The 18,717-nt window shown below is 67.4% G+C and carries 15 protein-coding genes; 5 read left to right on the forward strand and 10 right to left on the reverse strand.

Annotated elements, in window-relative coordinates; all coding sequences use genetic code 11:
* Positions 1-3 precede the first annotated feature (3 nt).
* From U1703_RS10700 to U1703_RS10720, 5 genes are read left to right on the forward strand one after another with little or no spacing between them, the layout of a single operon-like run.
* Entirely contained in the window at positions 4-540 is a 537-nt protein-coding gene (locus tag U1703_RS10700) for a 2Fe-2S iron-sulfur cluster-binding protein (RefSeq protein ID WP_320451696.1), read from the forward strand.
* Positions 537-1,520, forward strand: a complete 984-nt coding sequence (locus tag U1703_RS10705; protein ID WP_332785669.1) for an FAD binding domain-containing protein — start codon at positions 537-539, stop codon at positions 1,518-1,520. Before U1703_RS10700 ends, U1703_RS10705 begins: the two co-directional genes overlap by 4 nt.
* Positions 1,521-1,524: 4 nt before the next feature.
* Positions 1,525-3,762, forward strand: coding sequence for a xanthine dehydrogenase family protein molybdopterin-binding subunit (locus U1703_RS10710; protein ID WP_332785670.1), 2,238 nt, complete (start codon positions 1,525-1,527; stop codon positions 3,760-3,762).
* Positions 3,762-4,685 carry an XdhC family protein gene (locus tag U1703_RS10715; protein ID WP_332785671.1) on the forward strand — a complete coding sequence of 308 codons (924 nt, stop codon included), beginning with the start codon at positions 3,762-3,764 and terminating at the stop codon, positions 4,683-4,685. The genes U1703_RS10710 and U1703_RS10715 overlap by 1 nt, the downstream gene beginning before the upstream one ends.
* The gene (locus tag U1703_RS10720) at positions 4,672-5,295 is read left to right on the forward strand and encodes a nucleotidyltransferase family protein (RefSeq protein ID WP_320451692.1); all 624 of its coding nucleotides are present in this window, start codon (positions 4,672-4,674) and stop codon (positions 5,293-5,295) included. Before U1703_RS10715 ends, U1703_RS10720 begins: the two co-directional genes overlap by 14 nt.
* On the opposite strand, the gene U1703_RS10725 is transcribed toward U1703_RS10720, so the two are convergent.
* The 10 genes from U1703_RS10725 to U1703_RS10770 form a co-directional block, all read right to left on the reverse strand.
* Positions 5,264-6,469, reverse strand: coding sequence for an ABC transporter permease (locus U1703_RS10725; protein WP_332785672.1), 1,206 nt, complete (start codon positions 6,467-6,469; stop codon positions 5,264-5,266). The two genes, U1703_RS10720 and U1703_RS10725, sit on opposite strands and share 32 nt — an antisense overlap.
* Positions 6,469-7,215, reverse strand: a complete 747-nt coding sequence (locus U1703_RS10730) for an ABC transporter ATP-binding protein (protein WP_332785673.1) — start codon at positions 7,213-7,215, stop codon at positions 6,469-6,471. Before U1703_RS10730 ends, U1703_RS10725 begins: the two co-directional genes overlap by 1 nt.
* The gene (locus tag U1703_RS10735; RefSeq protein ID WP_332785674.1) at positions 7,205-8,593 is read right to left on the reverse strand and encodes an efflux RND transporter periplasmic adaptor subunit; all 1,389 of its coding nucleotides are present in this window, start codon (positions 8,591-8,593) and stop codon (positions 7,205-7,207) included. The genes U1703_RS10730 and U1703_RS10735 overlap by 11 nt, the downstream gene beginning before the upstream one ends.
* Positions 8,593-10,089 (reverse strand): efflux transporter outer membrane subunit, encoded by a 1,497-nt coding sequence (locus tag U1703_RS10740; RefSeq protein ID WP_332785675.1) that lies wholly within the window; start codon positions 10,087-10,089, stop codon positions 8,593-8,595. Before U1703_RS10740 ends, U1703_RS10735 begins: the two co-directional genes overlap by 1 nt.
* Positions 10,090-10,353: 264 nt before the next feature.
* Positions 10,354-10,938 carry an ABC-type transport auxiliary lipoprotein family protein gene (locus tag U1703_RS10745; RefSeq protein WP_332785676.1) on the reverse strand — a complete coding sequence of 195 codons (585 nt, stop codon included), beginning with the start codon at positions 10,936-10,938 and terminating at the stop codon, positions 10,354-10,356.
* 20 nt (positions 10,939-10,958) lie between these two features.
* Positions 10,959-11,921, reverse strand: coding sequence for an MlaD family protein (locus tag U1703_RS10750; RefSeq protein ID WP_320451686.1), 963 nt, complete (start codon positions 11,919-11,921; stop codon positions 10,959-10,961).
* Entirely contained in the window at positions 11,921-12,838 is a 918-nt protein-coding gene (locus U1703_RS10755; protein ID WP_332785677.1) for an ABC transporter ATP-binding protein, read from the reverse strand. The genes U1703_RS10750 and U1703_RS10755 overlap by 1 nt, the downstream gene beginning before the upstream one ends.
* Complete coding sequence (locus tag U1703_RS10760) at positions 12,838-13,944, reverse strand: ABC transporter permease (protein WP_320451684.1); 1,107 nt, start codon at positions 13,942-13,944, stop codon at positions 12,838-12,840. The genes U1703_RS10755 and U1703_RS10760 overlap by 1 nt, the downstream gene beginning before the upstream one ends.
* Before the next feature lie 97 nt (positions 13,945-14,041).
* The gene (locus U1703_RS10765) at positions 14,042-15,247 is read right to left on the reverse strand and encodes a DUF445 domain-containing protein (protein WP_332785678.1); all 1,206 of its coding nucleotides are present in this window, start codon (positions 15,245-15,247) and stop codon (positions 14,042-14,044) included.
* 263 nt (positions 15,248-15,510) lie between these two features.
* On the reverse strand, positions 15,511-18,717 hold the full coding sequence (locus U1703_RS10770) for an efflux RND transporter permease subunit (RefSeq protein ID WP_332785679.1): 3,207 nt from the start codon (positions 18,715-18,717) through the stop codon (positions 15,511-15,513).

Consider the following 18,717-nt stretch of genomic DNA (forward strand, 5'->3'; position numbering starts at 1 on the left):
GCGATGCATTTCACAATCAATGGTCAATCGCATGACATCGAGGTCGATGTTCGCACCTCTTTGCTCGATCTCTGTCGCGAGCATCTGGGCCTGACCGGCTCCAAGAAAGGGTGCGACCACGGCCAGTGCGGCGCGTGCACGATGCTGGTCAACGGCCGCCGGGTGAACAGCTGCCTGACGCTGGCGGTGATGCACCAGGATGACGAGATCACGACGATCGAGGGACTGGGCCAGCCCGGCAACCTCCATCCGCTGCAGGACGCATTCGTGCGGCATGACGGCTTTCAATGCGGCTATTGCACGCCCGGGCAAATCTGCTCGGCGGTCGGGATGCTCGACGAGGTGAAGAAGGGCTGGCCCAGCCATGTCACCGAAGACCTGGGCGCGGCCGAACTGACGGTCGAGGAAATCTCCGAGCGGATGAGCGGCAATCTGTGCCGCTGCGCCGCCTATCCCAATATCGTCGACGCGATCCGCGACGTGGCGGGACAGGGCGACCGCAATCCCAATGAACAGGTCGGCCGGGAGGTCGCGGCATGAAGACGTTCGATTATGCCCGCGCCGATTCGGTCGCCACCGCCACCCGCGACGGGGCAGCGCCCGGCGCGCGCTTCATCGCGGGCGGCACCAACCTGCTCGACCTGATGAAATTGCAGGTCGAGACGCCCGAGACACTGATCGACATCAGCCGCCTGCCGCTGACCGAGATCGAGGAGCGCGAGGATGGCGGCCTGACCATCGGCGCGCTGGTGCCCAATAGCGACCTCGCCGCCGATGCGCGTGTGATCGAGCGTTATCCGGTCCTGTCGCGTGCGTTGCTGGCGGGTGCCTCGGGGCAGTTGCGCAACAAGGCGTCGACCGGCGGCAACCTGCTCCAGCGGACGCGCTGCTATTATTTCTACGACCCTGCCACCCCCTGCAACAAGCGTGAGCCGGGCAGCGGCTGTTCGGCGATCGGCGGCGAGAATCGCATCCTGGCGATCCTCGGCACCTCGGACCAGTGCATCGCTACCCATCCCAGCGACATGGCGGTCGCCATGCGCGCGCTGGAGGCGGTGATCATCACCCAGAAGCCCGACGGCGACCGCCGCCGGATCGCGATCGGCGAATTCTACCGCCTGCCGGGCAGCACCCCCGAGATCGAGAACGTCCTGGAACCGGGCGAACTGATCACCCATGTCGAACTGCCGCCCGCGCCCGAAGGTCGCCAGACCTATCGCAAGGTCCGCGACCGTGCCTCCTACGCCTTCGCACTGATTTCGATCGCCGGGATCATCGCGGTGGAGGGCGGCAGGATCACCTCGGCGCGCCTCGCCTTTGGTGGGCTGGGGCCGATGCCGTGGCGCGACGAGGCGGCGGAGGCCGCGCTGGTCGGGCAGGAGGCGACCGATGCCGCCTTCAACGCGGCCGCCGATGCGCTGCTCGCCAACGCGAGGGGCTATGGCTCGAACGATTTCAAGATTCCGCTGACGCGCCGCACATTGATCGCGACGCTCCGTGAACTGACGCAGGAGGGCTGATCCCATGTTCGGATTCGGCAAGGACGACACGCATTCGCTGACCATGAATCAGCCGCACCCCGACAGCCTGCTCGACACGGGCGTGCAGGGGGTGATCTCCAAACCGCTCGACCGCGTGGACGGGCCGAAAAAGGTGACGGGCACCGCCACCTATGCCGCCGAGTACGCCATCGAGAACCTTGCCCACGGGGTGCTGGTCAGCGCGACCACGGGCCATGCCAGGATCAAGTCGATCGACGCCGATGCGGTGAAGGCGATCCCCGGCGTGATTGACGTCATCACCGATTATGCCACCTTCCTGCGCAACCCGCAGCAGGGCGGCGAGACCGGTGCCCCGACCCAGGGCGTGAAGCAGGTCGACTATTTCGGCGAGATCATCGCGATCGTCGTTGCCGAGAGCTTCGAGGTCGCGCGCGACGCGGCCAAGCGGCTGAAGGTCGAGTATGAGCCGCTCGAGGGCACCTTCGATTACGAGGCCAATCGCGACAAGGCCGAACCCGCGCCCGACGGCCTGATCAAGGGTCATTACGACCAGGGCGATTTCGACCAGGCGTTCGAGAATGCGCCGGTCAAGATCGACGTGACCTACACCACCCCCAGCCAGAATTCGGCGGCGATGGAGCCCCATGCCTCGATCGCGGTGTGGGAAGACGGCGCCCTGACGCTGTACGGCGCCTATCAGATGCCGACTTCGGACGCGCAACAGCTTGCCAAGTCGCTGGGCGTGTCCTCGTCCAAGGTGCGGATCATCGCACGCTATATCGGCGGTGGCTTTGGATCGAAGCTGGGCATCGCGCCCGAAAGCGTCGCCGCCGCCATTGCCGCCAAGCGGCTGGACCGCCCGGTCAAGGCCGTCATGCTGCGCCAGCAGGTGTTCGACGCCACCGTTCGCCGCTCCAACACCGAACAGCGGATGCGCCTGGGCGCGGAAGCGGGCGGACGGATCGTCGCGCTGGGCCAGGAGTCGCTCACCTCCAACCTGCCGGGCGAGGCTTATTTCGAGCCTGTCGGGATCGGCACCCATTTCCTCTATGCGGGCGAGAACCGGCGGATCAACCATGACATCGTGCCGATGAACTGGCTGCTTTCCGGCTCGATGCGCGCGCCGGGCGAGGCGGTGGGCATGATCGGCATGGAATGCGCCATGGACGAACTGGCCGAGGCGATCGGCATGGACCCGATCGCCTTGCGCAAGGTCAACGATCCCGAACAGGATCCCGAACTCAAGGTCCCCTACTCCTCGCGCCAGCTCACCCGCTCGCTGGAGGAGGGCGCCAAGCATTTTGGCTGGGACCAGCGCCAGGCGCCGGGCCAGCGGCGTGAAGGCGACTGGCTGATCGGCATGGGCGTCGCCGCCGCCTGCCGATCGAACCAGTTGCAGCAGTCGGCGGCCAAGGTCGAGCTGCACCCCGACGGCACGGCCACCGTGTCCTCGGCGATGACCGATATCGGCACGGGCAGCTATACGATCATGGCGCAGATCGCCGCCGAAATTCTGGGTCTGCCGGTCGAGCGGGTGACGATGGCGCTGGGCGACACCAACGATCCGCCTGCGGCCGGTTCGGGCGGGTCCTGGGGAGCGGCTTCGGCGGGCTCGGCGGTATACCTCGCCGCCGAACGCGTGCGCGAAAAGCTGGCCAAGGCGATGGGCGTCGAATCCGATGGCCTCACCCTGAAGGACGGCATGGCGATCGGCGACAATCGCTCGGTGCCGATCGGCGAGTTGGTCGGCGACAAACCCCTGTCCGCGATCGGTGAGATCAAGCCGGGCGCGCAGGAAAAGCAGTATAGCCAGGCGGGCTATGGCGCGCATTTCGCCGAGGTCGGTGTGAATGTCGTCACCGGCGAGGTGCGCGTCCGGCGGATGCTGGGCGTGTTCGCGGCGGGGCGTGTGCTCAACGCCAAGACCGCGCGCTCACAGTGCCTGGGCGGGATGACCTTCGGCATCGGCACCGCGCTGACCGAGGATTTGATCCATGACCCGCGCACCGGCAAGCTGGTAAACCACGACCTCGCCGAATATCATGTGCCGGTGAACGCCGACGTGCCGCAGCTGGAGGTTCATTTCCTCGACGAGCGGGACATCCATGCCAATCCGATCCACGCCAAGGGGATCGGTGAGCTGGGCATTTCCGGCGCGGCTCCGGCGGTGGTCAACGCCATCTACAACGCCACCGGCGTGCGGGTACGCGAGATGCCGGTAACGCTCGACAAGCTGCTCGATCACTTGCCCGCGCTTTGATGAGCGACAATGATCGGATTCTGGCCGCCGCGCAGGAATGGCGTGGGCAGAAGATGGCGATCGCGACCGTGGTGTCGACCTGGGGGTCGGCACCGCGTCCGCGTGGCAGCCACATGCTGGTCCACGCCGATGGCCGGTTCGAAGGGTCGGTGTCGGGCGGTTGCGTCGAGAACGACATCCTCCACACCGCCGCCGAGGTGATCGGCGGCGCGCCCTTCCAGCTCAAGCGTTACGGCGTCGCCGACGCCTCGGCTTGGGAAGTCGGCCTGCCCTGCGGCGGAGAGATCGCGGTGATGGTGCAACCGGTGTCGGCGGACGGGTTCGACCCCGAACTGTTCGACCGGATCGCCGAGGCGCGTGACGCAGGCCAGTCACTGACCGTCACCACCGACCTGGCGACCGGCCATGCGGACTTGCGCCCAATCGAAACCGGCGAGGTCTTCGCCAACCGCTACGACCCGCCCCGCCGGTTGCTGATCGTCGGCGCGGTGCAGATCGCGCAGAGCCTGGCGCAGTTGGCGCAGACATTGGGCATCGCCACCACCGTCATCGACCCACGCGCGCGCTTCCTGACCGAGGAACGCTTCCCCGGCGTGACGCTCGACGATCGCTGGCCGGACGAGGCGGTCGCCGCCTATCGCCCCGGCCCCGCCACCGCCGTCGTGACGCTGAGCCACGACACCAAGATCGACGACCCCGCGCTGGTCGCCGCGCTCGCCACCGACGCGGCCTATGTCGGTGCCCTGGGCAGTCGGCGCAGCCATGCCGCGCGGCGGGAGCGTCTGGCGGCGATGGGCGTTTCCTCGCAAGCGGTCGAGCGGATCGACGGCCCTGTCGGGCTCGACATCGGGGCGATCGGCCCGTCCGAGATCGCGCTGTCGATCGCGGCGGCGATGATAGGAGCCTTTCATGATCGACGCTGAAGATGTGGTTCTGGTCCTGCTGGCGGCGGGCCAGTCGAGCCGGTTCGGGGTAGAGAACAAGCTGGAGGTCGAGTTTCTAGGCAAGCCGGTCGGCTATCACGTCACCACCGCGCTGGAGAGCATCCCCTTTGCCAACCGGATCGTGGTGACCGACGGATGCCAGCTCGACTTCGCGTCACGCGGCTATCACGTCATCCACAATGATGAGATCGCCAAGGGCATGTCGCATTCGCTGCATCTGGGCATTCGCGAAGCCATGAAGACCTCGCCGAAGGCTATCCTGATCGCGCTGGCCGACATGCCGCGCGTGACGGCGGCGCATATCCACCGCCTGTTCGACGCTTTTGAGGGGCCGGACTCGGTGGTCGTGTCGAGCAATGGCGAACACCCCACCCCGCCGGGCGTCTTCGGATCGGGCCGGTTCGACGACCTCCTGAAGCTGGAAGGCGACGAGGGCGGGCGCAAGCTGGTCGCGGGCGGACGCCATGTCGTCACCGCCCCCGCCGAGCTGATCGACATCGACACGCCCGAGGATCTGGAACGCCTGCGTCAGCTGGTCCACGCCCCCGAACGCACGATCACTCGTGCCGTAGCGCGTCAATCGGATTGAGCGCCGCGGCCCGGCGCGCAGGGAAGTAACCGAACACCACCCCGATCACCGCCGAGATCGCAAAGGCGATGATGTTGATCTGAAGGTCGAAGGTCCAGGGCACCTGCATGAGGGGCACCAGCAGGGCGATGATCGCCTGCGCCAGGATCAGGCCGATGATCCCGCCTAAGCAGGACAGCACGACCGCCTCGACCAGGAACTGCATCAGCACCTCGCGTGCGACCGCACCGATCGCCAGGCGGATGCCGATCTCGCGCGTCCGCTCGGTCACCGACACCAGCATGATGTTCATGATGCCTATGCCGCCGACCACCAGGCTGATCGCGGCCACCGCCGCGACGATCCGGGTCAGCATGGTCGTCGTGCTGGTCAGCGTGTCGCTGATCTGCTTGGTGTCGAAGATGTTGAAGTCCTCGGCCTTGTCGCCGGTGATGTTGCGCCGTTCGCGCAGCAGATCGGTCAGCGAGGCCTGGACCGCGTTGGTCGAATAGGCCTGGTCCACGCCGACCAGCATCAGGCGGATGTCGCGATTGCCGGTGAAGCGCCGCTGCACCGCCTTGATCGGCATCAGCACCACGTCGTCCTGGTCGCCGAAACCGCCCTGCCCGCGCGTCGTCAGCACACCCACCACGTCGCAACTGATCGCGCCGATGCGGAACCGCTTGCCGACCGCATCGGTGCTGGGGAACAGGTTCTTGCGCACGGTATTGCCGATGATGCACACCGCCTTGCCCGCCGCCTGTTCGGCCGGGGTCCACAGCCGCCCCGACGCCAGCGGCCAGGGCTGGACGGTGAAATAGGCCAGCGTCGTACCGGTGACCGTCGTCGACCAGTTGGCGCCTTCGTAAATCGCCGTCGCGGTCGACTGTGCCTGGGGTGCGACCGCGGTGACGCCCGCAATCTGCTCGGCGATGGCCGACACGTCCTCGGGCTTGAAGTCGGGCGGACGCGGGCCGCCGCCACCACGCCCGAAGCCCTGGCCGGGGCGCACTTGAAGGATGTTGGTGCCCAGCGACGAGATCGACTGCTGCACGGCCGCCGTCGTCGCCTTGCCCAGCGTGACCATCGTCACGACAGCGCCGACGCCGATGATGATGCCTAGCGTCGTCAGGAACGAGCGCAGCACGTGTCGCCGGATCGAGCGGATGGCGAGGATGAGCGTGGTGCCGAACATCAAATACCATCTCTGTCAAACGGGGCCATTTCCGGCACCACGCCCGGCCGATGCTGCGCCTCGATCCGATCGACCAGCCCGTCCTTGAAATGGATCACGGTGCGCGCGAAGGCCGCCATGTCGGGTTCGTGGGTGACCATCAGGACGGTGATGTTGCTGTCGCGATTGAGTCCGGTCAGCAGCTCCATGATCTCGACCGAGCGTTCGGAATCGAGATTGCCGGTCGGCTCGTCGGCCAGCAGCACGTCGGGGCTGGTGACGATGGCGCGTGCGATCGCCACGCGCTGCTGCTGCCCGCCCGACAGTTCGGCGGGCGTATGGTCCCACCATTTGTCGAGGCCGACCTTTTCCAGCGCCGCCATGCCCAGATCGCGCCGCGTCTTCTTGTCCTCGCCGCGATAGAGCAGCGGCAGTTCGACATTCTCGAGCGCGGTAGTGCGCGACAACAGGTTGAACCCCTGGAACACGAAGCCCAGATAGCGCCGCCGCAGCATCGCGCGCTGGTCGCGGTCCAGCGTCTCGACCGGATGCCCGCGAAACAGGAAGTGGCCGCCGCTCGGCACGTCCAGGCAGCCCAGGATGTTCATTGTCGTCGACTTGCCCGAACCCGACGGGCCCATCACGGCGACGAAGTCCCCAGCGGCGATGTCCAGGTCGACGCCCTTCAGCGCCTGGAACTGGGTCGCCCCCATGCCATAGGTCTTGGTGACGCCGCGCAAGCTGATCAGGGGCGCATCAGCGGCCACCGCCTGCTCCCTGACCGCCGCCGGTACGACCCTGGCGACCCTGGCCGCCGCCCGAGCGTGCTTGCTCGCCCGCCGCCAGCTGGCCGGTGATGACCTGCATCCCCGGCTTCAGCCCGCCCGACAGCACCTCGGTCATCGACCCGTTGGTGTCGCCCGTCACGATCTGGACCGGCTGCGGCTTGCCGTCGGCGCCGCGCACATAGACGGTCTGGGTCGCGCCGCGCTGCACCGTCGCGGTGCGGGCCGCACGATCGCGGCGCGGGCGGAAGGTCAGCGACCCCGCAATACCGCCGCCACCCTGGGCCGCGCCGTCGGACGGCTGGAACCGCAGCGCGGCATTGGGGAGCAGCATGACGCCGCGCTTGTCCGAGGTCACGATATCGGCGGTCGCGGTCATGCCGGGCCGCAACTGCAGATCGGGGTTCGCCACGGTCAGGTCGGCGGCATAGCTGACCACCTGCCCGGTCGACGCGGTCGCGCTGGCGGTCGAGGAGGTGGACGAGGTCGCGGCACTGACCGTCAGGTTCGATCCCAGGTCGACACGGGTGATCGTCGCCGGGAAGGTCCGCCCCGGAAAGGCGTCGACGGTGAAGTTGGCCTTTTGCCCGACCTTGACCTCGCCGACATCGGCCTCGTCGATCGCGACCTCCAGCTTCATCTTGGTCAGGTCTTCGGCGATGACGAACAGGGTCGGCGTGTTGAACGACGCCGCGACCGTCTGGCCCGGATCGACCTGGCGCGCCAGCACCACGCCGGAGACGGGCGAGCGGATGATCGCGCGCTGGCGCTGCGTCTGCGACTGGGCCAGCTGTGCGCGGGCGGCGGCGACGTTCGCTTCTGCCACGCGCTGCGCCGCGATCGCACGCTGCGCATCGGCGCGGCCCGCCTGCAGCTCGGTGGCCGACGGCACCCGGCCGTTCGACAGCTTATAGACCTGTTCCAACCGGGCGAGCTGTGCCTGCGACTCCGCCACCGTCGCACGCGCCTGCGCCACCTGTGCGGTGTTGGCGGCCAGCGTCGCCTGTGCGGCGCGGATCTGGTCGTCAATCTGTTCCGGGTCGATCAGCGCCAGCGCCTCGCCCGCCTGCACCCGGTCGTTCACATCGACCACGACCTTCGTCACCAGGCCCGACAGCTGCGAGCCGACCGTCACCTGGTTGGTCGGGGCCAGCTTGCCGGTGGCCGACACGGTGACGGTCAGGTCGCCGCGCGTCACCGGTGCGGTGGCGAACTCGGATTCCTTGGTGCCGCCGAAACAGCTTTTGAGCAGCAGCGCAAGCAGCACGACGCCGAGGATCACGACGCCCCACTGCACCCATTTGCGCCATCGCGGCTGTGGCTTGACGCCCAGGAAATCGTCGAGAGTCTGGTCGGCCATCAGCGGTTATCCGGGGTTGTCGCGCGAGGCGTTGCTTGGAGTGGGGCTTGGAGCGGGGCTTGGGGTATGGTGGTGTCGTCCCATCCGCCGCCAAGTGCGGCGAACAGCTGGACCTGCGCGGTCGCAGCGTCGGAGCGGGCCTGCACCAATCCGTTCTGCGCGCTGAGCAGCGCGGCTTCCTGTTGCGACAGGGTGGTGAAGTCAGTCAGGCCGGTGCGATACTGGCTACGCGCCAGGATCGCCGAGTTGCGCGCGGCATCAAGCTGGATGGCGAACTGCCGTTCGCGCGCGCGGGCGGTGTTGAGCGCGACGATGGCGTTCTCGACATCCTCCAGCGCGAGCAGCACGGTGCCCTGATAGGCGGCATAGGACTGGTCGGTGAGCGCCTGCGCATTGCGAACCTGGGAGCGCAGCCTGCCGCCGTTGAAGATCGCCTGGGTCAGTCCGGCGAACAGGCTGCCGGTGATGGCGTTGCCGAGCGAGCCCAGGCTGGTCGCCGCGGTGTTGATGTTCCCCGAAATGGCCAGCGCCGGATACAGCGCCGCCTGGGCCACGCCGATCCGCGCCGTTGCCGCGGCCAGATTGCGCTCGGCCGCGCGCACGTCCGGACGACGGCGCAGGATGTCGGCCGGAATGCCGGCACCGATGACCGCCGGGCCCTGCGGGATCGGCCGCACCGCCGCCAGCCGCGCCTTGACCGCACCGGGCGCCTGGCCGGTCAACACGCCCAGCCGCGAGACGGCGGCATTATATTGCTGCTCGATCGAGGGGATGGTCGCGGCGGTCTGCGCCCGCTGGCCGCGTGCCTGTTCGGCATCGAGCGAGGAGACCAAGCCCGCCTGCACCCGGAACCCCGCAATTTCCAGATTGTCGTCCTGCAGGCCCAGGCTGGCCTGCGCATTGGCGAGCTGCGCCTGATAGGCGCGAGCCAGCACGTAATTGCGCGCCAACTCGCTCTCGACGGTCAGCAGCGTCGCGGCATAGCTGAACCCCGCGCCCTCATAAGTAGCGCGCGTCGCCTCGACGGTCCGACGCACCTCGCCGAACAGACCGACCTGGTAGCTGGCCGAAAGCCCCACGGTGAAGCTGTTGCTGCCGCCCGCGCCGGTATCGACGACCGTGCCGTCAGGCAGGGTGAAGCTGCGTCCGCCGCCACGCAAATTCTCGTTGCGCTGATAGCCGGTCGAACCCGACACCGTGGGCAGCAGCGACGCGCGGCTCTGGATCAGACTTTCGCGCGCCTGGCGCAGCCGGGCGACCGCCTGGACCACATCGGTGTTGGCGACGACCGCCTGCTCGACCAGTTCGGCCAGCAGCGGATCGTTGAACGATCGCCACCACCGGCTGAGGTCCTGCGCCTGCGCATTGGCGGCGGGCACCGACCATGTCGCGGGCACCCCCAGCGCGTTCGGCGCAGCGGGATGATAATCGGGTCCGACCGTACAGCCGGACAGGACGGCGGGGCCCAGGAGAAGGACGCGGGCGCGAGGCTTCATGGCCGGGAACGTGCCGTGCCGTTACTGCCCCGTCCAGTGCGTTTATGTCGCAAATTGTGACGGCCGACGGAAATTTCCGTCATTTGGTCACACAATTTTTTGGAAGGACTTTGTTCCAACGAAAACCGAAATCCTCCCCGATACGGGGAGGTGGCAGCGCAACGCGCTGACGGAGGGGGGCTTCCACAAAGGATGCCATTTGCGGCGATCCCCCTCCACCATGCTTCGCATGGTCCCCCTCCCCGTGTCGGGGAGGATTGCGCGTTACCGCCCCACCCAGTCGGTGACCTGCTGCGCCACCTGGTTCGCGGCCTGGTTCAGCGCGGGGCCGACGCTGCCCGCATCGATCTTGTCGACCGGCACGCGCGCCTCGAAGCGGCGCTTCTCGATCCCGGTCTGGCCGTCACGCTGAAGCGCGGCATCGAACGTCACCACCGCGTCGCGGCGGGTGGCGTCCATGCCGAAATGGCGCAGTTCACCCGCCAGGCGGTCGCCCGGATCACCGACCGATTCCCGCGCCGACAGGACGACGCGGCCCGCCCGTGCGGTCATCGTATCCGCCATCAATCGCGCGAACAGGCGCGCGGGCGGCTCGGCCCATTGCGCATCCTTCACATAGGCGATGCTAGTCGCATCCTCCTGCACCGGCACGCGGGCGGTCGCCAGTTCCTGCGGCGAGGTCGGCACCTGGATCGTGATCGACTTGGCGCGGGCCGAATCCTGCGTCTGGCCGATATCCGGCGCCGATTGCGCCTGGAGCGTCAGCAACGAGGGCGGCGGCTTGGCGCCGAAGCTGATGCAGCCTGCAAGCGGAAGCGATGCGAGCATCACGATCAGCGGAGTCTTCATGACGGTCCTCATCGGCTTCCTCACTTGCCCTTATAGTCCGGCAGCTTCTGCTGCCCGATCAGCGACCCCGCCCCCTGCTGGTCGACCTTTTCGGCGACCGCCGACAGCGACTGGGTCATCACGCGCAGGTCCTTCACCAGACGATCCACCTCGGGCACGGTCTGCTTCGAGAAGGTCTGCAGGCCCGGTCGAGCATCGCCGATCGCGGCGTTCAGCGTATCGGCGCTCTTCTGCGCCGAGGCGATCGTGCGGTTCAGATTGGCGATGGTCGGCTTCACATCCTCGGCCAGGATGCCGTTGGTCGTCGCCGCCAGCTGGCCGATCGACTGCGCCGCGTCGCCCGCCTGCTGGATCGCCACGCGGGTCTGCGCCAGTGTCGCCGCGATCTCGGGCCCGCGATCGGCCAGCGCGTCGGTCAGGCGGTTGGTGTTGTCGAGGATCCCGGCGATCGACGCCTGGTTGCGGTCCGACAGCAACCCGGTCAGCCGCTCGGTCAGAGTCGACAGCCGCTCCAGCAACTGCGGCGCGGAGTTCAGGATCGCGCCGATGCCGCCCTGCTTGGTCGGGATGACCGGCACATCATAGGGGCAGATCGTCTTGTTCTCAGGCGTAGGGCACGCGATCGGCGGCGCGCCCTTGCGGGCACCGTCCAGCGAGATGGTGCTGGTGCCGGTGAAGCTGGCCGAGATCGACGCCGTCGTGCCCTGCAAGATCGGCGTCTGGTCGTTCACCGCGACGCGCACGCGCACGAACTGCGGATCGGGACGCCACAGCGCGATTTCCTTCACCTGCCCCGAGGGCACGCCCGAATAGGTGACCGCCGAGCCCTTGGCCAGGCCGTCCACCGACTGGCGGAAGAAGATGTCATATTCCTTCTCCGACGTGCCGCCCAGACGGGCGATCCAGACGGTGAAGATCGCCAGCACTGCGAGCAGGATCAGCACGACAGAGCCGACAAGGACGTGGTTCGAACGGGTTTCCATCAGCGTGTCCCTGCTTCGCCTCTCGCATGGGCATCGGCCGCACTGCCTTGGCTTTGCTGGCCGGTGACGTGCGCTTCGACTTCGGTGGGGTGGCGCGCGGCGTCCGTGTCCGCCGAACGCGGCCGGATATCGGCGACCTCGTCCTTGGCGGCAACGGCCGCCCGGCCGCGCGGGCCCTTGAAATATTCCTCGATCCACGGATGGTCGAGCGCGATCAGCTCGTCGATCGTGCCGACCGCGATGACCTTCTTGTCGGCGAGCACCGCCACCCGGTCGCAGATCGCATACAGCGTGTCGAGGTCATGGGTGATCAGGAAGACGGTCAGCCCCAGCGTCTTCTGGAGCGAGGCGATCAACTGGTCGAACGCCGCCGCGCCGATCGGATCGAGACCCGCGGTCGGCTCGTCGAGGAAGAGGAGTTCGGGGTCGAGCGCCAGCGCGCGGGCCAGCCCGGCGCGCTTCTTCATGCCGCCCGACAGCTCGGCCGGATATTTGGGCCCGGCATCGGCGGGCAGGCCGGTCATCACCACCTTGTACGACGCGATCTCGTCCATCAGCGCCTGGGGCAGCTCACGGTAGAATTCGCGCAAGGGGACGGCGACATTCTCCGCGACGGTCAGCGTCGAGAACAGTGCGCCGCCCTGGAACAGCACGCCCCAGCGCTTGCGCACGTCGACCGCCTCGGTCGCCTCGCGGCCGATCGTCGGCTCGCCGAACACGGTGATATCGCCCGCATCGGGGGTCTGGAGCCCGATGATCGTGCGCATCAGCACCGACTTGCCGGTGCCCGACCCACCGACCACGCCGAGGATCTCGCCTTGCCGCACGTCCAGGTCCAGCCCGTCGTGGATGACCTGCTCGCCGAAGCTGTTGCGCAGGCCCCGGACCTTGATGAGGATGTCTTCCTGTTCGGCCATCAATCCCATCCGATCCAGGTGAAGAAGACCGCGAAGAACGCGTCTAGCACGATCACCAGGAAGATCGCCTGCACCACCGCCGCGGTCGTGCGCAGGCCGACCTGCTCGGCATCCGACTTGACCTGCATGCCCTGGAAACAGCCCGCGATCGCGATGATCGCGCCGAAGACGGGGGCCTTGATCAGGCCGACATACAGGTCGGTGATCGGCACCACCTCGCGAATGCGCGAGACGAAGGTGACCGGCGGGATACCCAACGACACCGCCGCCAGGAAGCCGCCGCCGATGATCGCAATCAGCGAGGAATAAAAGCCGAGCAGCGGCATCAGCGTCACCGCCGCCAGCGTGCGCGGCACGACCAGCGCCTCCATCGGCGACACGCCGATGACGCGCATCGCGTCGATTTCCTCCGTGAGCTTCATCGTGCCGAGCTGCGCGGCAAAGGCCGAACCCGACCGCCCCGCGACCATGATCGCGGTCATCAGCACGCCCAGTTCGCGCAGCGTCAGGCGGCCGACCAGATTGATCGTGAACACCTCCGCGCCGAACTGGCGAAGCTGCACCGCGCCCTGCTGCGCAATGACGATGCCGATCAGGAAGCTCATGAGGCCAACGATCGCCAGTGCCGAGACGCCGACCGTCTCGAACTCGTGCACCACGGCGTTGAAGCGGAAACGGCGCGGGTGGCGGATCACCGCCAGCGCGGCGAGCACCGTGGCCCCCATGAAGCCCAGCAGGCCGTACAGCGTCTGGAAGGCGGCGACGACCGCATCGCCGACCTCGCCCGCCACGCGTGCGAAGGGACTGACCGGCTTGGGCCGCATCGCGACCGGCTGGTCCGCCTCGGTCACCTTGGCGAACAGATGGCGCTGATCGTCGTTCAGCCCCTCGATCTCGGCCTTGTTGCGCGCGGCGAAGCGGTGGATCAGCCAGGCGCCGACGGTGTCGATCCGGTCGACCTGCGACAGGTCGATCCGTCGGACCGCCGCATCCTCGCGGTCCAGCCGTTCGGGCAGGTCGCCCAGCGTCGCGAGCGACAGGCTGCCCATGAAGCGCAGCGCCCCTCCGTCCGCCGCATCGTGCTGATAGTCGGCCTTGGCGTTCATCACCTGCCTCTTTGCGGGAAAGCGGGGGCATCGACAAGGCGCTTCGTGCCTGCGACGAATCGATATAGCGTGTTAATTATACCAGGTCGTGACGTTTTCATAGCATCCGATCCAGCAGGTGCAGGACCAGGCCGACGCTGCCGCCCACCAGCGTGCCGTTGATGCGGATATATTGCAGGTCGCGGCCCACCGCATTTTCCAGCCGTGACGTGACGGTATCGGCATCCCAGCCGCGCACCGTTTCCGACACCAGCCGGACGATACCGTCGCCATAATCGGCCGCCACGCCCGCCGCCGCCCGCCGCACGAAGCGGTTGATGGTCGCCGCCAGCCGCGGATCGTCCTGAAGCGTCCGGCCGAGATGGCGCAGCGTGTCGCCCAGCCGTCCGGCGGTCACCGCCTGCGGATCGCGCGCCATGCGCAACAGCGCCTCGCGCGCCTGTTCCCACAGGCCGTCCAGCCAGCGCTGCATCGCGGGATTGGCGATCAGGTCGGCCTTCATCGCCTCCACCCGGTCGCGGGTGCGCGGATCATATTGCAGGTCCCAAGCCAGGCGATCGAGCCCCTCCTCGATCTTCTGGCGCAGCGGATGGTCGCGATCCTCGGCGACATCGTGGAGCAGCTTGTGCAACCCGTCGATCAGCTTGTCGGCCAGCGTCTCGTCCAGCCCGGTCCAGCGCAGGATGGCTCCGGCCCGTTCGTGCACCATCGCCCGGACGATCGTCTCGTTCGCCTCCAGCGCCGAGGCCGCCCAGCGCAGCACCGAGTCGAGCAGCGGCAGGTGGCGTCCTTGCGCGATGCTGGCCTTGAGCAGTTGCCCCAGGATCGGCGAGACCTCGGTCGCGCGCAACCGCGCGGCGATGCCCGCTTTGACCATGCCGCCCAGCCGCTGCGGATCGAAAGCGCTCAGCATCTCGGCGAACAGCCGCGATGCGCCGCGCCGGATGCGCCCGCCCTCCTGCGGCGGCTGCGCCAGCCAGCGCCCCGCCGCCCCCGCCACGTCCACCCGGTGCATGCGGCGTGCGATGACGCGCGGGATCAGGAAGTTGGTGCGCAGGAAATTGGCGAGCGTGTCGCCGATGCGATCCTTGTTGCGCGGCACGATCGCGGTGTGCGGGATCGGCAGGCCCAGCGGGTGGCGGAAGAGTGCGGTGACCGCGAACCAGTCCGCCAAGCCGCCGACCATCGCCGCCTCGGCAAAGGCGCGAACGAAGCCCCAGGCGGGGTGGAGAGGTTGCAAGGCACGCGAAACCAGGAACAGCGCCGCCATCAGCAGCAACAGTCCCGTGGCGACCACCCGCATCTTCCGCAGGGCGGCTGGAACGGGCTGGCTACCCCCCAATCGCGTTGCGAGTTCCATCAATCAGGACAATTCGCGAGCGGCGGCTTTGTTCAAGAATAATCTTTCCCGAGCGTAACGAAACGGGGCGATCTGATCCTCCCCGGCACGGGGAGGTGGCAGCGCATAGCGCTGATGGAGGGGAGGATGCCGCATAGGTCAGCCCTCGCGGCACGCCCCCTCCACCATCGCTGCGCGGCGGTTCCCCTCCCCGTTCCGGGGAGGATTCACTCCGCCGGATCATATCCCAGCTTGCCGGTCGCGGGCGGCAGCGCGGGGCCGCCGCTCGGTCCCTCGATCACCGGGCCGCTGCCCAGTTCGTCACCAGGCTTGTAGGTCAGCAGGCGACGACCCAGGCGCGGGCCGACCCAGCGTTCGACACCGACCGCCAGGCTGAACGCCGCCGGCACGATCAGCAGGGTCAGGACCGTCGACAGGGCCAGGCCGCCGATCACGGTGATGCCCATCGGGCTGCGCCACGAACCGTCACCGCCCAGCGACAGTGCGGTCGGGATCATGCCCGCGACCATCGCGACCGTGGTCATCACGATCGGCTGGGCACGCTTGTGGCCCGCATCCAGCACCGCCTCACGGATCGGCACGCCCTTGGCGATCTCCTCCAGTGCGAAGTCGATCAGCAGGATCGAGTTCTTGGCGACGATGCCGAGCAGCATCAGCAGGCCGATATAGACCGGCAGCGAAAGCGGATTGCCGCTGAAATACAGCGCCAGCAACCCGCCCAGCGGCGCGAGCAGCAGCGAGGCCATGTTGACGAAGGGCGGCAGGAAGCGGCGATAGAGCAGCACCAGCACCGCAAAGACCAGGAACACCGCCGAGATGATGGCCGTGAAGAAGTTGGTCATCATCTCGTTCTGCATCTTGGCCTGGCCCAGCACCATCTCGCTGACCCCCATCGGCATGTTCTTCATGATGGGCAGGTCGTGGACCTTCTTCATCGCATCGCCGCTGATGACGCCCTGCGCCAGATCGGCGCCCACCGTCACCTGACGCCGCTGGTTGACGCGGTCGATCTGGGTCGGCCCCGCGCCCAGGCCGATATCGGCCACGACGCTGAGCGGCACCGAGCCGCCGGTCTGGGTCTGCACCGGCAGGTTCTGGATGGTCGAGAGGCGCGCACGGGCATTCTGGTCCAGCGCGACGCGGATCGGCACCTGACGGTCCGACAGCGAGAAACGCGCCGAGTTCTGGTCGATATCGCCCAGCGTCGCGATACGGATGGCACTCGACAAGGCCTGCGTCGTCACGCCCAGATTGGCCGCGAGGTCGAGGCGTGGGCGGATGACGATTTCCGGCCGGTCGAGATTGCCGACGATACGCGGCGCGACCAAGCCGGGCAACGTGCCCATCTGCTCGACGATCTTGTTCGCGGTGGCGCGCAGCACGGCGGGATCGTCGCCTCCCAGCGTGATGGTCAGGTCGCGCCCGCTCGATCCCCAGCCGAACTGCGACTGGAAGGTTACGCGCGCGTCCGGGATCGCCGCCAGTTCGGGCGCCAGCGAGCGTTCGAATTCGGTGCTCTTCATCGAGCGATCCTCCTTCAACGTCGCCACCACCCGGCCATTGCCGACGCTGGTGCGCGAATAGACCGATTCGACATCGGGTTGCTTCTTCAGAAACTGCGCCACCCGCTTCACGACCTGATCGGTCTGGGCCAGCGTGGTGCCCGGCACCATTTCGATCTTGGCGACCGCCTGGTCATTGTCCTGCGGCGGCTGGAAGGTCTTGGGGATGATGCCGAACATCACGACGGTCAGCACGAACGCGCCGACGCCGATGCCGATCACCCACAGGCGATGGTCGCGGAACCGGCCCAGGATGCGCCGGAACAGCCCCCGCTTTACCCCGTCGGTCGGCCGGTCGAACCGCAGCGACCAGCGCAACGTCGCCATATAGGCGTCCATCAGCTTGCCTTCGCCGTGGCTGGCATGGCCCGCCGACTTCAGGAAATAGGCCGCGATCATCGGCGTGATCATGCGCGCCACCGCCAGGCTCATCAGCACCGAGACGACGACGGTCAGGCCGAAATTCTTGAAATACTGGCCCGGCACGCCCGGCATCAGTGCGACGGGCAGGAACACCGCGACGATCGCCATGGTGGTGGCGAGCACGGCCAGGCCGATCTCGTCCGCCGCGTCGATCGACGCCTGATAGGCGGATTTGCCCATCCGCATGTGGCGCACGATATTCTCGATCTCCACGATCGCATCGTCCACCAGCACGCCCGCCACCAGGCTGAGCGCGAGCAGCGTCATCTGGTTGAGCGTGAAGCCCAGCAGGTCCATGAACCAGAAGGCCGGGATCGCCGACAGCGGGATGGCCAGCGCCGAGATGACGGTCGCGCGCCAATCGCGCAGGAACAGGAAGACGACGATGACGGCCAGCACCGCGCCCTCGATCATCGCATGGATGGCGCTTTCATACTGCGCCTCGGTATATTTCACGCTGTTCGAACGGAGGACGAACTTCACCTCCGGGTTGCGCTTTTCCAGCGCCTTCAGCTTCTCGACCGCGCCGTTATAGACGCTGACGTCGGACGCACCCTTGGCGCGCTGGAAGTCGAAGCTGATGACCTGGCGCCCGTCGACCGCCGCCTGCGAACGCTGTTCGGCATAGAGGTCGCGGACCGTGGCGATATCGGCCAGGCGCACGGTGCGCCCGCCGCGCACGTTGATCTGGGTCTGGCCCAGGTCATAGGCGTTGCGCGCATTGCCCAGCACGCGCACCGCCTGCTCGGTCCCGGCGATCTCGGCACGGCCACCGGCGGCGTTCAGGTTGGTCATGCGCAGCTGCGCGTTGACCTCGCTGGCGGTCAGCCCCTGCGCCTGCAGCTTCAGCGGATCGAGGATGACGCGGATCTCGCGCGTCACGCCGCCGTTGCGGATGACCTTGGACAGGCCGGGAACCGACAACAGCTCCTTGGTGACGTTGTTGTCGATATACCAGCTGAGCTGTTCGGGCGTCATGTTGGACGCCACCGCCGAATAGCTGGCGAGGTCGTTGTCGGTCGAGTCGACGCGAATGACCTGCGGCTCGAGAATGCCGTCGGGCAGCATCGAGCGGATTTGGGTGATGGCGTCGCGCGCATCGCTGACCGCGCGGTCGATCGGCGTGCCGATATCGAGCTGGACCAAAGTCTGCGACTGGCCCTCGGTCACCGTCGAGGTGATCTGGTCGACGCCCTGGAGGTTCCGCAACGCCGCCTCGACCCGCTGGGTGACCTGCGTCTCCAGCTCGGTCGGCGCCGCACCCGGCTGGTTCACGACGACCACGACGATCGGGAAATCGATGTCGGGATCGTTGTTCACGTCCATCCGCATGAAGCTGACGATCCCCGCCAGCGTCAGCGCGACGAACAGGACGATCGGCGGAACGGGGTTCCGGATCGCCCAGGCGGAGATGTTGCGGAAACTCAT

It is taken from the genome of Sphingomonas flavida (assembly GCF_036663655.1).
Classification (GTDB): Bacteria; Pseudomonadota; Alphaproteobacteria; order Sphingomonadales; family Sphingomonadaceae; genus Sphingomonas.

Excerpts from the sequence above, each read along its gene's own strand:
- U1703_RS10715 (WP_332785671.1), top strand. The coding sequence starts at position 3,762 with ATGAGCGACAATGATCGGATTCTGGCCGCCGCGCAGGAATGGCGTGGG.
- U1703_RS10735 (WP_332785674.1), bottom strand. The coding sequence starts at position 8,593 with ATGGCCGACCAGACTCTCGACGATTTCCTGGGCGTCAAGCCACAGCCG.
- U1703_RS10740 (WP_332785675.1), bottom strand. The coding sequence starts at position 10,089 with ATGAAGCCTCGCGCCCGCGTCCTTCTCCTGGGCCCCGCCGTCCTGTCC.
- U1703_RS10720 (WP_320451692.1), top strand. The coding sequence starts at position 4,672 with ATGATCGACGCTGAAGATGTGGTTCTGGTCCTGCTGGCGGCGGGCCAG.
- U1703_RS10760 (WP_320451684.1), bottom strand. The coding sequence starts at position 13,944 with ATGAACGCCAAGGCCGACTATCAGCACGATGCGGCGGACGGAGGGGCG.
- U1703_RS10745 (WP_332785676.1), bottom strand. The coding sequence starts at position 10,938 with ATGAAGACTCCGCTGATCGTGATGCTCGCATCGCTTCCGCTTGCAGGC.
- U1703_RS10710 (WP_332785670.1), top strand. The coding sequence starts at position 1,525 with ATGTTCGGATTCGGCAAGGACGACACGCATTCGCTGACCATGAATCAG.
- U1703_RS10750 (WP_320451686.1), bottom strand. The coding sequence starts at position 11,921 with ATGGAAACCCGTTCGAACCACGTCCTTGTCGGCTCTGTCGTGCTGATC.
- U1703_RS10700 (WP_320451696.1), top strand. The coding sequence starts at position 4 with ATGCATTTCACAATCAATGGTCAATCGCATGACATCGAGGTCGATGTT.
- U1703_RS10705 (WP_332785669.1), top strand. The coding sequence starts at position 537 with ATGAAGACGTTCGATTATGCCCGCGCCGATTCGGTCGCCACCGCCACC.
- U1703_RS10755 (WP_332785677.1), bottom strand. The coding sequence starts at position 12,838 with ATGGCCGAACAGGAAGACATCCTCATCAAGGTCCGGGGCCTGCGCAAC.
- U1703_RS10765 (WP_332785678.1), bottom strand. The coding sequence starts at position 15,247 with ATGCGGGTGGTCGCCACGGGACTGTTGCTGCTGATGGCGGCGCTGTTC.
- U1703_RS10770 (WP_332785679.1), bottom strand. The coding sequence starts at position 18,717 with ATGAGTTTCCGCAACATCTCCGCCTGGGCGATCCGGAACCCCGTTCCG.
- U1703_RS10725 (WP_332785672.1), bottom strand. The coding sequence starts at position 6,469 with ATGTTCGGCACCACGCTCATCCTCGCCATCCGCTCGATCCGGCGACAC.